Origin of the sequence: Mariniflexile aquimaris (genome assembly GCF_042676825.1) — a bacterium.
Taxonomy (GTDB): Bacteria; Bacteroidota; Bacteroidia; order Flavobacteriales; family Flavobacteriaceae; genus Mariniflexile; species Mariniflexile aquimaris.
Map to the genome: position 1 here is coordinate 677,818 of NZ_JBHTIB010000008.1, position 15,809 is coordinate 693,626.

General features: G+C 35.1%; 7 protein-coding genes. 6 read left to right on the forward strand and 1 reads right to left on the reverse strand.

Going from position 1 to position 15,809, the window contains the following annotated elements:
* Positions 1–13: 13 nt before the first annotated feature.
* From ACFQ0I_RS07715 to ACFQ0I_RS07725, 3 genes are all read left to right on the forward strand, one after another.
* On the forward strand, positions 14–3,472 hold the full coding sequence (locus ACFQ0I_RS07715) for a glycosyl hydrolase (protein WP_379940943.1): 3,459 nt from the start codon (positions 14–16) through the stop codon (positions 3,470–3,472).
* 160 nt (positions 3,473–3,632) lie between these two features.
* Positions 3,633–5,189, forward strand: coding sequence for a T9SS type A sorting domain-containing protein (locus ACFQ0I_RS07720; protein ID WP_379940945.1), 1,557 nt, complete (start codon positions 3,633–3,635; stop codon positions 5,187–5,189).
* A 564-nt stretch (positions 5,190–5,753) separates the two neighbouring features.
* The gene (locus tag ACFQ0I_RS07725) at positions 5,754–7,406 is read left to right on the forward strand and encodes a GH39 family glycosyl hydrolase (protein ID WP_379940947.1); all 1,653 of its coding nucleotides are present in this window, start codon (positions 5,754–5,756) and stop codon (positions 7,404–7,406) included.
* 96 nt (positions 7,407–7,502) lie between these two features.
* On the opposite strand, the gene ACFQ0I_RS07730 is transcribed toward ACFQ0I_RS07725, so the two are convergent.
* Positions 7,503–8,375 (reverse strand): AraC family transcriptional regulator, encoded by an 873-nt coding sequence (locus tag ACFQ0I_RS07730; RefSeq protein ID WP_379940949.1) that lies wholly within the window; start codon positions 8,373–8,375, stop codon positions 7,503–7,505.
* A 197-nt stretch (positions 8,376–8,572) separates the two neighbouring features.
* Here ACFQ0I_RS07730 and ACFQ0I_RS07735 point away from each other — a divergent pair, with 197 nt between their 5' ends.
* From ACFQ0I_RS07735 to ACFQ0I_RS07745, 3 genes are all read left to right on the forward strand, one after another.
* Positions 8,573–11,821: a family 78 glycoside hydrolase catalytic domain gene (locus tag ACFQ0I_RS07735; RefSeq protein WP_379940951.1), complete on the forward strand. Its 3,249-nt coding sequence runs from the start codon at positions 8,573–8,575 to the stop codon at positions 11,819–11,821.
* Positions 11,822–11,834: 13 nt separating this feature from the next.
* A complete protein-coding gene (locus tag ACFQ0I_RS07740) occupies positions 11,835–13,244 on the forward strand; it encodes an L-arabinose isomerase family protein (RefSeq protein ID WP_379940953.1) in 1,410 nt (469 codons plus the stop codon).
* 170 nt (positions 13,245–13,414) lie between these two features.
* A complete protein-coding gene (locus tag ACFQ0I_RS07745) occupies positions 13,415–15,790 on the forward strand; it encodes an alpha-L-rhamnosidase-related protein (RefSeq protein ID WP_379940955.1) in 2,376 nt (791 codons plus the stop codon).
* The last annotated feature ends 19 nt before the right edge of the window (positions 15,791–15,809 follow it).

Here is a 15,809-nt window from a genome sequence, read left to right on the forward strand (position 1 = left end):
AATGAATCAATATATGAAACGCAATATTATTTTTTTGGCAATTGGGGTAGTTGTTTTTGGATACCAAGCCATGTGTCAGAATGTGTCAATTAATTCAGATGGTTTAACATTCCAGACATTAAGCGAAAACTTTAAAAATCCTTCGCTCGCATACCGTCCAGAAACCTGGTTTCACATTAATGGCAATAACATTAGCAAAGAGGGTTTAACCCTAGATTTAGAAGCGATACAAGAAGCAGGGCTTCAAGGCATTCATTTATTTAATAAAGCAGGTCAACCTTATCCAAATGTTGAACCTATTAAAATTTTATCGCCTGAGTGGGAAGACATGATTCGTCATGCGGCAGATGAGTGTAAGCGATTAGGTTTAAAATTCACCATGCAAAACTGCCCAGGATGGTCTATGACAGGAGGTCCTTGGGTTCCAGCGGAAGAGGCGCAGCGCGAATTGGTTGAAACAACATACAGACTAAAAGGTAGACAGAATTTTTATGAGGTTCTGGAAATAGATTCGGTATTCACAACAAAAGATTATGATTATAAAGATGTTTTAGTGCTTGCTTTTCCAACGCTTCAAGGTGATGATTTAGCTCCACATAATCCGTTAAAAATTGAAACCAATAATGCATTAATACCTTGGGAAGATATGTTCAATCCAGCGTCTAAAATTATTGTTGACGATAAAACAACAAAATTAGACAAGCCACTCGAGGCATATCGTGAAACAGGAATTGCTAAAATTAACACAAATGACACTTGGGTAAAAACAACATTTAAAAACCCAATAACCTTGCGATCCATTGTTTTTCCGCCGTTGCGACATATCATTATGGATTCACAGTATCCACAAGTGGATGTTAATGTAAAGGTTCAAGCGGTCATAAATAACCAATTAATCCACATTTCAACCATTAATTTACCTGATGCCAATTGGAACGATAGGCAGAAACATCTCACCTTAGCAATTCCAGAAACCACATCGAAAGAATTTGTTTTCACTTTTGAAGGTGAACATGTTATTCAACCAGAATTTATACGCTTATCTTCAAAACCAAGATTGCATAATCATGAAGCGAAAGCTGGAAAAGCCTTCAGACGTCTTGAAAAGGACGTTACGTTCGAATTTCCAAATAATACCATAATCACTTCCAATCAAATTATTAACCTTTCTGATAAATTAACACCCGAAGGAAAATTAAATTGGAAAGTGCCAGAAGGCAATTGGACCGTGGTGCGTTTTGGGCATATTAATATGCGATTAACTAACAAACCTGCAGTTCCCGAGGCTACAGGTTGGGAGTCCAGTAAATTAGATAAAAAAGCCATTGAAAATCACTTAAGAAATGGCATGATAGGTAATTTAATTAATGATGGCGGACCCATTGGCGACGGTAAATTACATGGGCTTTTAATTGATAGCTGGGAAAGCCATATACCTACGTGGACCATGAATTCTGAGGACATGTTTACAGAATTTGAAACGCGCAGAGGCTATAGTATGAAGCCTTATTTACCCGCCACTATGGGATATATTATTGAAAGTCCTGATACGACAACAAAATTTTTAAGAGATCTTCGTCAAACCATGGATGATGTTTATGTTGATAATTTCTTTTCTCATTTTGCAACCGTTGCCCACGATATGGGCGCTAAAGTTTATACTGAAGGCGCTGGTGGCGAAGTGTTGCCAATCGACCCCATGCGGTATTATGGTGTTAGCGATATTCCTATGACGGAGTTCTGGTACCCTTCTGCACCATCCGCTCAAAACGAATATGCAAAACCAATATATAATGCGGCTTCTGCAACACATTTGTACAACAAGCCCGTATTAGCTGCCGAAGCTTGTACTCAAGTTGGTGTAAAATGGAACGAGCATCCGTTCGCCGTTAAATATTTAATCGATTATAATTTTACAAAAGGAGTTAATCATTTAGTGTTTCACACGTTTTCACATACACCGCAAAAAGAAGTCTATCCAGGATCTAGTTTTGGGGGCAACATTGGTTTTCCTTTAGTAAGAAATCAAACTTGGTGGAAGTACATGCCTGATTGGACCGATTATTTAACTAGAAACCAATACATGCTGCAACAAGGGGAATATGTAGCCGATGTACTTTGGTATTATGGTGATAATTTTGAACGTCCGCCATTTGATTTAGATTATTTTCCGAAAGGCTACCGATTCGATTATTTGAATGCTGAAATATTACATGATAAATTGAGTATTGTAGATGGTAAACTTCATGTAGAACATGCAGGCGACTATCGCGTTATATTATTACGAGATTCTAAAGACATGTTACTTTCTACAGCACAGAAATTAAAGGAATTGGTATTAGCTGGTGCTGTAATTCTAGGAGATAAACCTACAGATTCACCGAGTTTAATGGATGATAAAATGGATTTAAAAGCCTTAAAATCTATTGCCGATGAGTTATGGGGAACAAGTAAAAGCGGGGTTAAACAAGTAGGCAAAGGAAAAGTATATTGGGGAAAATCTATCGATGAGGTTTTAAATGAAGAAAGCATTCTGCCAGATGTAGTAGTTCCTAAAGATTTAGATATTAATTGGATTCATCGCAAAACAAATGATGCCGATATTTATTTTGTTGCTTCAAAAATGGATAAACCCATGGATGTAGCCTTGAGTTTTAGGTTACAAAATGTGTATCCTCAAATTTGGGATGCTTTTACAGGCGAACAAAGGGAAGCAAAAATTTGGAGCAAATCAAGTGAACGCACCAATGTCGTATTGTCTTTACCCGCAAGCGGAAGTGCCATTATCGTTTTTTTGAAAGGTGATAAACAACCCTATGCTTCAAAAGTGAATTTTGGTAATGAGGTCATTTTGAATGCGGAAACAAGATGGTTTAGAAGTCATGATACAGCAGATTTGTCTAAATTATCATGGATAGGAGAAAAACTGATGGCTTCTAAAACAGGGAGCTATGACTTTTATTTGAATGACAATAAAATAACCAAAAATATTTCGGTTAAAGAAAGTTCACTGCAATCACAATGGACATTAAAATTCGACGAAGGTTGGGATACTCCAGAATCTATTGAAATGCCATATTTAAAATCATTAACCCAACTAGAAGATGAGGCTGTAAAGCATTATTCTGGTACCATAACATATTCTAAAACAATTAAATTAAAGCATTTAGGAGAACAAACCCTGTTAGATTTAGGCGAGGTTTATAACATCGCAGAACTTTGGATAAATGATAAAAAGGTAGGTGTTAAATGGGCAGCACCGTTTATTTTTGATATTTCGGACTACGTGCAGAAGGGTGATAATAAAATTGAAATTAAAGTAACCAATACTTGGAGAAATCAACTTATTTTCGATAATTCCCGCACTAAAGAAAATAAAAAAACTTGGACTACAAATCCACCCAAAACAAATGAAACCGAATTAGAGGTGTCAGGTTTAATAGGTCCAATAGTTTTAAAAACAATGCCTTAATTTAATTTTGGCTTGCTTTAGAATACGCTTTCAGTTGGTTACATTTTAACTAATAATTATTGGTTTTGTCGAAAAATCAAAATATTAAATTTTAAAACAGGATAATTCAGGATAGAGATTTCCTTAAAAATTTAGAACTTTAAAAAATTTAATTATCGCTATGAAAAAAAATACTTTTAAATCCATAATATTTTATGGTTTTGCGCTGTTTTCACTTTTTTTAACAGCACAGACAGCGCCTGATGAAGATACTGGGCCTATTACAAGATGTACTACAGAGGGAACAAATACAGTTAGAGAAACAGATATACCTAACCCTGTAAATGTGGGGACTATTGATGACCGCAGTTGTTACGCCAATTACAAAGAAAGTAGTGTTTATGGAAAAACTTGGGGTGTATACAACATAACATTTGATTCGAATGATTTTGATGCAACATTGCAACCAAGAATAGAACGCTCATTAAGCAGGTCTCAGCAAACAGGTGTGGGTAGTTTTGCAAAATTTACAGGAACCTTTAGGATTCTTGAAGTTGGTGATACAACAGGAACCAGTAGTGACGGTACGTATATAGCTCAAGCTAAAGGAAAACACACGGGTGGCGGTGGCTCTGCAGATCCGGCTATTTGTTTGTATTTGGCTAAGCCCGTTTATGGCACAGGTGCCGATGCAGGTAAGCAAGTGTCTTTCAATATTTATGCTGAGCGAATCTTGGTTCGTGGTGGAGAAGGAAGCAGTGGTAGAGAAATCCTTTTCCTTAAGAACGTAGCTAAAGATGCCGAAACTAGCTTCGAGTTAGAGGTAGGTTTTAGAGAAGACCCAAACGATGCCACTAAAAAAATTCATTATTGCGACGCTATAATTGGAGGAGACGCTTTTAATTGGAATATCCCTTCGCCAGAAAGAGGAACAGAATCTGGTATTAGATATGGTGCATACAGAGTTAAAGGGGGAAGAGCTCAAATTAGATGGGCAAATACAACGTACGAAAAGGCAGAAGTTGTGGATTCTAACCCACCTCCAACTACAACAGGAGACGTTTACAGGCTGAGAAATGTAGCTACCGGGAAATACTTAACAGATGCTGGCGCAAGTGCTACACCAGTAACTATGGGTGATTCGGGTGAGGCACAAAACACACATTGGACGTTTGTAGATAGCGGCATTTATTATAATATTGATAGTCAAACCTATGGAATACTACGTGCACCAGGTGCTAGTGGGCCAGGGGGTGCTTATGTAGTTGTAAGTACAGCAAACAATCCACCATCAAGTGATGGCGATAAAGTTTGGACAATACATTTCAACGAAACCGATGAGACATATAGATTTGAATCTGGCAGTAGCGGCAGATTCATGTATCATGAAGCAAATGGAAGCGTAACCCATATTTCAGTTCCAGAGACTGATGATAGAAGTAAATGGGAGGCCATAATAGTTAGTGGGTCTCTTAGCACTTCAAAAAATGAAATAAATACATCATTTATTAAAGTATACCCAAATCCTGCAAATGATAAGTTCGTTTTAAATTTTAAAGGTTTAGGAAAGGCTTCAGTTAGTATTTACGATATTTTAGGAAAGCCAGTTTATACAACTACAACTACCAGTGATAAAATTGAGATTGAGACTGGTAGTAAATTTCAATCGGGTATCTACCTCATTAAAGTATCGGATGAAAACCAAAAGGTTTATCATACCAAATTAGTAATACGTTAATTTCAAGTTTCTAATCATAAAGCAGAAAAAATAACTTTTTTCTGCTTTATGATGTTATTTAATTTAAGATACTTGAGAACAAGTTTTTAGGATGATTTCTAAATTTTCTTGGAGACATACTAGTTTATTATTTAAAAAGAAGATTAAAATAGTATTAGGATTCATAGCCAAGGTAAAGTAAAATTTCTTTGTGGCTTTTGTCTATTGTTAACAGTAATTCTTTATAACGTTCAGTTTTTATTCAATTATAAAACTGTAAAGGTGAACTACCAGTTTGTTTTTTAAAATCTATTCTAAATTTTGATTAACTAATATTCAGTTCCCTAGACATTTTTTTAAATTTATGCTTAGTTGTAAGTTTAAATATCGTTTTCAAAAAAAAACTAAATTTTCTATTACAATTAGTAATGTGTTGATTATTGGTAAGTCATATTGGTGCGAATAGGGAAATCTATTAAAGAAGGAATTTTAAAAATTCATATAAAAACTATATTAAGGCATTACAGGATACCAAATGTTTTTGAATTAAATATATTTGAATAGCATAAAAATTTAATCTTTTTTATGAAAATTACTTTACTAAGTTTTTTGTGTTTTATGTGGATGACTCTTACCAATGCACAGGTGAAGTTATCTACCGATTTTACAAGTGAAGCCAAAAGAAACCTTCCAATTCATAATGTTTGGAATACAGCCAATAGAATTAGCCCAAGAAATGGGTCTACTATTCGATCAGGACTCAAGATGAACCTTGTTAGGATGATTGGCGGGATAATAAAAGTTGTAAATGGAGTTCCTCAAAAAGATTTAGATTTCGATCCATGTTTATATGATTCAATTAATAACGTTTATGTTTATAGGTGGGAACCCCTCATTGAAAGACTCGATAGAATTCTTAATTCGCAAACTGAGATTCTTCAAATTGCATTAGATCAACCACCATGGGCATTTCAACATGGCTACACATTCATCCCAAATGGCACAAGAGATAATATTCACTTTCGCGAAAATGAAAGAATGTCTAAATACGGTAACTCACTTCCGCCTGCCGATAAACAAGCCTATCATGATTTTATAAAAGCATTAATGGCTAAGTTAGTTGAGACTTATGGTGAAGAAAAAGTATTGTCTTGGCGATTTAGAGTAGGTTCTGAAATAGAAACTCCAGAGCATTGGTACGGCACTAAACAAGATTTTATAGAACATTTTGCAAATACTGAAAGTGCAGTAAGATCTGTTTTACCAAATGCCATGGTTGGTTTGCATACCAGAGAACATGGTTTTCTTAAAATAGGGAAGATGTTAAATTATAAAGGAGAACCCTTTGCATCCTTTATAGAAGACCTTATTGATTATAACTATACAAATAATATAAAGTGCGACTTTTGGGGGATATCAGATTACATAAAAATTGGGGACAGTAGTTCCAGGGACATGCGTGACAAGTATACTAAAAGTTTCGCTCCGCTCATTGATAACCCAAAATGGAATGCTAACACAACAATAGATCTCATGGAATATAGTACTGTAACAACTATGAATGGAGCGGATGGCAGAGGTGTACTAATTACTTGTGAATCCACACATAGGGATATTGTAGAATTGGTTTTGTCCAACACTTTCTATAAAAACTACGGCTTAAAATTTATTTACAGATGGTCAAACGGAATAGGTAGCGAAGATCCAGATGGTATTAAAGAGTTAAAGACCATGTTGGGGATGATTCGCTATGAAACCAATATAAGTGGAAATCCAAAGACCTCTACTAACGAGTTGGATGCTATTTTTGCTAAAAATGACAATCAAAACGAGTATGATGTTTTAATTTATAATTACAATAGCAACTCAATTAACTATATAGAAAGTGAACCTGTTAATGTTTCTTTCATTATTGATTTTCCTGTAGGAACCACGCTGTATTACAGAAGTAAATCTTATGGCAAAGAGAATAATAAACTTCAAAATTTTTTAGTAAACAACTTAAATTTTGTGAAAAGTGGTTTTGATAATAAAGGAGCTCCAAATAGAATATTAACAGCTGAAGGATATAAAGCCTATAAAAATTATGAAAACCCTCACCCTCCTATATTTACGGAATGGAAAAGTGTTATCACCACAGAACGAAGTGATGGGAAACCTGGATCTGAAGTGAGTGTAAGTACAAAAATTGGATCTTTTGCATTCGAAAAATTCGAATTTAGGTCTAACTTCTTTTAGGGAAGAAGATAGTTTAGAGTTAAAAATTAGCTGATTAACATATTCACAAAAGCAGAAAATTTAATTTTCCGCTTTTGTTTTAATATAAAAAATATTTTATTTCATATTTCTGAACTGTCCAGGTGCGAAACCTGTTTTCTGTTTAAATAACCTATTAAAATAATAATCAGATTCAAAACCAAGTTCAAAGGCAATTTCCTTTTGACTTTTAGTGGAATTTAAAAGTAACTCTTTCGATTTTTCTATTTTAAGAAGTAAGTAGTATTGTAGTGGAGAAACGCCTGTTTGTTTTTTAAAATCCGATCTAAATTTTGAATAACCGACACCTAATTCTGAAGCGATTTTGATTAAATCAATCGATTTGTTGATGTTTTGATACATGAAGCTTTTTGCACGAGACACCATTGAATTAAGATTTTCAATGTTAGTTCCTCCGTGTTTTATATTGTAAAGTTCAGCCATTAATTGAATACAAATACCTGAAGCCAATCTTTGAAATCCAAAAGGTTCTTCATCAAAAAGTTTAAAAAGTTCATTGAAATAGTTTAAAACAGCAGATTTATCGCATTTAGAAATAATAGGTTCGTTTGCGTTAAAAAAACCATTCGATAAAAATTGTTCAGCTATTTCTCCAGAAAACCCAACCCAACGCTCTGTCCAGCCTGTTTTTATTAGAGGTTTGTAGCGGTGCCATATCCCCGGAAATAGTAAAAATACATCGCCATCAGAAATTTTTAAAGCGCCTGTTTCATTACTTTCAAAAACACCTTCGCCTTTAGTAATGAGTACCAAATGAAATTCATCCAAAACTCTTCCCTTATCCCAATTAAAAACATAATTTTCAGGATGGTCTTTTGAGGGATACTCCTTGTTTTTTTCAATAATGGTTCTTCCTAGGCTATTTATATAAAATCCCCACTTTTTGTCTTGGTCAAAAACGATGAGGTATTTTCTGTATATATTTTTCATGTCATTTTGTGCAATAAATATATCAGTTTGTTAATTTTTTTTGAAGTTTAATTTGTTGATTTTTATAATCCTAAATATACCCATTTAAGGGTTTTAATATACTAAATGTTATTTAAATTATAAATTATTTGAATTATATAAATTGATATCAAAAAGTGCTTAAATATTTTAAAAAGAAGGATTTTAAAACGTACAAAATGATTAGAGTTTACAAATTAATATGCTTATTTCTTATAATAACTATTTCACACAGTTTTGCGGCAACTCAAGTGGAGTTAACCGACCTTAAATGTGAATATAGAACGAATCCGTTAGGTATTGACAATACCACGCCTCGATTTAGTTGGAAACTAATAGACGATAATCATATTCGAGGACAAAAACAAACAGCCTTCCAAATACTTGTGTCGAGCAGTTTGGAACTTTTGAATAAAAATAAAGGCGATGTTTGGGACTCAGGAAAAGTAATTACAGATTCATCAGTAAATAATGCTTTTAAAGGTAGCCTATTAAAATCTTCAACCAAATATTATTGGAAAGTACGTGTTTGGGATGTTTCAGGAAACCAATCTAAATGGAGTGAATCCGCTAAATTTTCCATGGGACTTTTAAATACTTCAGACTGGAAAGGCGATTGGATTCATAAACTCGACCAAAAAAAGACCGACCATAATTGGTATAGAAAAACATTTAAACTCAATGAAAAAGCTACTTCGGCTTTTGTGTATGTAGGCTCTTTTGGCTATCACGAATTGTATGTAAATGGCAAAAAGGTAACTGATAATGTGATGAATCCGGTATCGTCTTATATGAAAAAACGCATTCCTTATTTAACCTATGATATTATGGAATTCTTAAACAAAGGCGATAATGTCATCGCCATTTGGCACGCCGCAGGTTGGGCACGATGGGACCGCATTACAGAATACCGCAACCCACCGTTTGTATTTAAAGCGCAAGCCAATATCACAACAAATAAAGAGCAAATAGTTTTAGCAACGGATGAAACTTGGAAATGTAAAAAAAGCCACAGTTCTTATTATGGCGATTGGGATATATTAGATTTTGGAGGTGAAACCATAGATGATAGGTTAAAGGAAGACGACTGGAATACTGTTGCATACAATGATGCTGATTGGGCTAATGCAAGGATTTATAATGCTGAAAAATTAAATGTATCACTCGAAGAAATAAATGATTCTGTGGAGGTAAAAGAAGATAAACTAATAGGTAAAGGTAAATTTCAAAATAGAAAGTTCAGCCCAATTACCGCGCAACTCAGTGCGCAAATGGTAGAGCCTCAAGTTAAGTTTAGAGCGATTAAACCTGCCGCCATCACTAAAAATGAAGATGGCACGTATCGAGTAGATATGGGTGAAAACTATACTGGTTTTTTTGAAATGACCTTATTTAATGGTAAAGAAGGTGATTCTATTTTATTTGAAATTAGCGATGTAGAAGATGTGCGCTCTAATTGGAAGCAAAAAAGCAAATACATTTTTGGGAAATCGGGTAAAGGCACCTTCGCAAACCGATTTAATGTAGCCGGTGGGCGCTGGATTACTGTTTACGGCCTAAATTACCAACCCAATTTGGCCGATGTTAAAGGTTATGTAGTTACAAACGACCGTAAAATTATCAGTAAGTTCCATTCCTCAAGCGAGCTCCTCAACAAAATTTATAAGATTAATTTAGATACCTACATCGCAAATACTATGGATGGTATTTTGGTGGATTGTCCGCATCGAGAACGACGCGGTTGGGGAGAAGTCACCGTTGCCGCCATGTATGGTGATGCACTGCCAAATTTTGAAAGTGGTGCTTATATGGACCAATATTTACAATATACCCGCGATGCACAGTTGCCTGACGGACAGATTCGCGGTATTGTAAATGAAAATGACCGTCCTTTTTTAATGTGGAAAGCCAATAGCCCGTTAACAGTTTGGGAAACCTACAGAATGTTAGGCGACAAAAAAGTGTTGGAAGACAATTATGAGTCCATGCAAAAATGGATGACTTGGATGTTTGAAAATTCTAATTATAAAACAGGTGGTGCATTAATTACTGGGAAACAAGAGTCGAGAACTTTCCCTGGTTTAGGCGATTGGTGTACACCACGAGGTAATTTCTGGACCAGTAGTAACTCGCCCGAAGCCATACATTTTAACAATTGCATTTACGCAGTAATGCTCGATAATGCAGAAAAAATGGCATTAGAATTAGGTAAAACCGATGATGCCAAAACATATGCCAATCGTTTAAAAGTTCAACGAGAAGCCACGCATAAAATGACGTATAATCTAGAAACCGGACAATATGGTAATGGGCAACAAGTCAATCAAGCTTTTGCTTTGTTATCTGGTGTTACCCCAGCGTCTGAAAAGCAAAAAGTATATGATAATTTAGTAGATAACGTCCTTTATAAATTTCCATATTACGATACGGGTAGTTCAGGTCAAGCATTGTACACACGCTATTTTATTGAATCGGGTGAACGTATGGATTTAATTTATGAGCTGTTGCAAGACAAGCATCATCCAAGTTATGGGTATTTTATAGAACAAGGCAAAACGGTATGGCCAGAGCGTTGGTCTGCTGTTGGAAATAGTCAAATTCATACATGTTACACAGGTATTGGTGGTTATTTTATCAAAGGTTTCGGTGGAATTAGACCAAACCCTGAAAGTTTAGGAATGCAAAATATGATTATAAAACCAGCATTAGTAGGCGATTTAACCTTTACAGATACTGAATACGAAAGCATGTATGGAAATGTGGTAGTAAACTGGACTAAGGAAGATAACGCTGCAATTTTTCATATTGAAGTTCCTGTAAATACAACTGCTAAAGTGTATTTGCCTGCTGTTGATAAGGAAAATGTTAAAGAAGGTGATGTTTTAGCAGAAAATTCAGAAGGAGTCAATTTTGTAGGTACTGAAAAAAGTGATGCTGTTGGAAATTACGTAATTTATAATGTAGCATCTGGTGTTTATGATTTTAAAGTGAATGAACTTCCAAAAGTGTCATATCCAGAGCCGTTAAACAATTTAACAAATTTAGCTTCAATAGGAAGAATGAATGCATCATCCATGTTTATTGAAACTGAAAAGTTACCAGGTTTTGAAGCTTTTAAAGCAAATGATGATAATATTGAAACACGTTGGTTGGCTAACGACTTAAATAATCAATATTTAGAGGTGGAATGGGTAAAACCACAAACTTTTAATAAAGTGGTTGTTGATGAAGTTGAAAATAATATTTCAACATATAAAATTCAATATTGGGAAAATGGATCGTGGAAAGATATTGTAAGTGGAACAAATTGTGGAGCTAATAAAGAGCATAGCTTTGAGTCAGTTACTGCTTCAAAATGTAGAATTTTTATTGTTGAAGCTAAAAAAGCACCATCAATTTCAGAGTTGAAAATATATCAATCTAATTAAAGAAAAAAACTAAATGAAAGTAGGATTATATGGCATTGGATTAGATACCTATTGGCCACAATTTAAAGGACTATTCGAGCGGTTAGAAAGTTATCAAAATCAGATAGCCAATAAAATGAACGAATTTGGCGCAGAGGTTGTAAATGTAGGGTTAATTGATTCGCCCATAAAAGCAAGAGAAGCGGCTGATGTTCTCAAGAAAAACGATGTGGATATGGTGTTTTTGTATATTTCAACATACGCTTTGTCGTCTACAGTGTTACCAGTAGTACAAAAATTAAAATGTCCTATTGTTATCTTAAATATCCAACCAGTGGCTGCTATTGATTACGAAAAATTTAATGCAATGGGCGACCGCGGGTTGATGACCGGCGAATGGTTAGCTCATTGTCAAGCTTGTTCTGTTCCCGAAATTGCTAATGTTTTCAATCGTGCAGGTTTGGATTACGAATTTGTAACAGGCTATTTAGGTGAACAAGCTGTTTGGGGCGACATTCAAGATTGGATTGATGCTGCGAATGTAGCTTCAATAATGAATAACAATAGATTGGGAGTTTTAGGACATTATTACTGCGGAATGTTAGACGTGTATTCCGATTTAACAAAACAATCAGCAGCATTTGGGACGCACATAGAAATTGTTGAAATGTGCGAAGTAAAAAAATACAGAGACGAGGTAACTGAAACAGAAATTAAAACAAAAATTCAAGAATTTCACAACACTTTCGAGGTTGCTTCAGAATGTGAAGAAGCAGAATTAATTCGCGCAGCAAAAACATCCGTAGCACTTGATAAATTGGTAGAAGCTCATAATCTTGGTTCTTTAGCTTACTATTACGAAGGCGAATCGGGTAATGAATATGAAAATATAGTAACTTCTGTTATTGCCGGAAACACCTTGCTAACTGGAAAAAATGTTCCTGTTGCTGGTGAGTATGAAGTGAAAAATGCTCAAGCCATGAAAATTATGGATGCCTTTGGCGTTGGTGGTTCTTTCTCAGAGTTTTATGCCATGGATTTTAATGATGATATCGTCATGTTAGGGCATGATGGTCCTGCTCATTTTGCCATTGCCGAAGGGAAAGTTCAGTTAGTGCCGCTTCCTGTATATCATGGAAAACCTGGTAAAGGTTTGTCTATTCAAATGACTGTAAAACACGGTCCAGTCACTTTACTTTCAGTGGTTGAAGGTAAAGATGAAGTCTTTTTATTAGTTGCGGAAGGTGAATCGGTTGAAGGTCCAGTCCTTCATATAGGTAATACCAACAGTCGGTATCGTTTTTCAATTGGTGCACGTGCTTTTATGAACGAATGGTCTAAACAAGGGCCTTCACATCACTGTGCCATTGGTGTTGGTCATATTGCCAATAAAATAGAAAAGCTAGGGAAACTATTGAAATTAAATGTAGTACGAATTTGTTAATATATGTATCGTAATGCAATTCTTTTCTTTAAATACCATACAACTGGTATTAGCAACAATGATATTGTCTAGGCATATTTTTTTATTGCTAATAACCAAGACAATACAGGACAAAAATCATATATCTAAGATTTAAATTTATTTATTAAAAGAAAAAAAATACAGGCACCGTGAATTTCAAAAACCATATAATTATTCGATTTTCTTTAATTTTAAGTTTAGTGCTATTAACATCGTTTTCTTTTGCTCAAACACCAAACTGGCAAGGCGCACAATGGATTTGGCAACAAGACGAGGGGCCATCCAACACCTGGATGAGCTTCAGAAAAACAATAAATATAAATGAAGTGCCGAATAAGGTAGAGGCGTTTATTTCAGTCGATAGTAAATTTTGGTTATGGATTAATGGCGAAATGGTACTCTTTGAAGGAGGTTTGTCAAGAGGTCCAAGTCAAGCGGGTAGTTGGGATAGAAAAAACAAAATAACACCAGCAAATTCGTGGTATGAGACAGTCAATATTCAACCGTATTTGAAAAAAGGAGAGAATACCATTGCTATTTTAGTTTGGTATTGGGGACGAGAAACACACAAAGGAACTCATATTGATAGTAAAAAAGGAGGCCTTTTGTTTTCGGCGAATATTGGAAAACAGAAACTGGTTTCAGATGCATCTTGGAAAGCAAAACAGCATCCTGCTTATGATAATACCATTCCCCCTGCAAGTGATGCAGTGGTTCAGTATTGCGTTAAATTTGACGCACAAAAAGCCATGAATGATTGGTCAGATAAGGCGTGGTACACTTCAGGTTTTTTAGATAAAAATTGGCCTAAAGCCATTGAAAAAGGAGTGGCTGGGACTGCACCTTGGTATAACTTAGAACCAAATATTGTCCCTCATTTAATCAATCATGGATTACAAGATTATGCGAATTCTCCAGACTTAAAATTACCCTATATCAGTAAAGGTGAAACCATTAAGTGTAAGCTTCCTTTCAATAAACAAATTACTCCTTATTTAGAAATTGAAGCCAAAGCAGGTGACACTATTTTTATCACCACCGATAACCGATTAAATAGAATCAACGCTACTTATATTACCAAAGAAGGAACGCAATCTTTCGAGAGCTTTTCTTGGATGAACGGACACGAAGTGCGCTATACAATTCCAAAAGGAGTTAAAGTGAAAGCTTTAAAATACCGTTGGATGACTGTTGGTGAAATGGCAGGTACCTTTGAAGTTGATGACGCTTTTTATAATCGTTTATGGTCGATGGGAAACAACACCTTATTTGTTTGTGCCCGTGATAATTTCATGGATTGCCCAGATAGAGAGCGTGCTTTATGGATAGGTGATGTAGCCGACCAAACAGGCTATATTTTTTATTCGATGGACAATGCGGGTCGTCAGTTATTAAAGAAGGCTATATTACAAACCTTGGCATTTAACGAAAATGGAGTGATTGGTGCATTAGGGCCACTTAGAGTGCGTGAGTTGGTTGCACAAAGTTTGCAGTTTATTGCACAGTGCGTTTGGCCCTATTATTTGAATACAGGAGATAAAGAAACCTTGGCAAAAGTGTATCCTTATATGTATAATTATCTAGCCTTATTCCCTATGAAAGAAAACGGACTGCCAGAATACCGCAAAGGGAAAAGTCCAGATGCTTGGGATTGGGTAGATTGGGGCGTAAAAAACACCATTGATAGCGAACCTATTCAAGCAGCTTTTTATTACCTAGCACTTGAAGAAGCTAAAAAAATGGCTGAAGTCTTAGGTAAAGAGGAAGATATAAAATGGTATGCCAATAGAATGCAAACAATGAAGCCAGCTTTTGATAAAGCCTATTGGAAAAATGGTTTTTACAGTTCTAATCCTGAAAGTTTAAAGGATGATAGAGCGAATGCAATCGCAATAGTTTCGGGTATTGCAAAACCAGAATATTACAACCAGATTGTTGATAATGTGTTAATTCCAAATCGCTTTTCAAGTCCGCATTTTGAATGGATTGCAGAAGAGGCCATGTGTATGGCAGGAAAGCACAAAGAATCTTTACAAAGAATGAAAGACCAATATCAAAGTCAGGTTGATAAAAAGGAGATGACAACGTTGTACGAAATGTTTCCTAATGGAGGAAGTTACAACCACGCTTGGAATGCGCCTAATACCATTTTATCCAAATATATTGCAGGAGTTGTACCTACTAAAGTGGCATGGAGTGAATATGAAATCATGCCTAAACTAATGCATATAAAAAGTTTAAAGGAAACCATACCAACCGTTAAAGGGGAGATAAATGTTGACCTTAAAGTAAATGAAAGTAGTTTTTATATAAATCTGGTTTCTCCAGAAAATACTGTTGCCCATGTAGGAATTCCTAAGAATGCCAAAGAAATAAAAGAGGTATGGTTAAATGAACAGTTAGTTTGGAAGGATGGAAAAACAATAAAGGATACTAAAAATTTTGAATATAATCAAGAATCTATTGATTATTTGAAATTCAAAGTTCATTCAGGTAATTGGAATATTAGAGCGGTTTACAAATAATTTCAATTTTTAAGAGACA

Bases quoted from the DNA above. Each gene is read 5' to 3' on its own strand.
- ACFQ0I_RS07715 (WP_379940943.1), top strand. From the start codon at position 14: ATGAAACGCAATATTATTTTTTTGGCAATTGGGGTAGTTGTTTTTGGA.
- ACFQ0I_RS07735 (WP_379940951.1), top strand. From the start codon at position 8,573: ATGATTAGAGTTTACAAATTAATATGCTTATTTCTTATAATAACTATT.
- ACFQ0I_RS07740 (WP_379940953.1), top strand. From the start codon at position 11,835: ATGAAAGTAGGATTATATGGCATTGGATTAGATACCTATTGGCCACAA.
- ACFQ0I_RS07730 (WP_379940949.1), bottom strand. From the start codon at position 8,375: ATGAAAAATATATACAGAAAATACCTCATCGTTTTTGACCAAGACAAA.
- ACFQ0I_RS07720 (WP_379940945.1), top strand. From the start codon at position 3,633: ATGAAAAAAAATACTTTTAAATCCATAATATTTTATGGTTTTGCGCTG.
- ACFQ0I_RS07725 (WP_379940947.1), top strand. From the start codon at position 5,754: ATGAAAATTACTTTACTAAGTTTTTTGTGTTTTATGTGGATGACTCTT.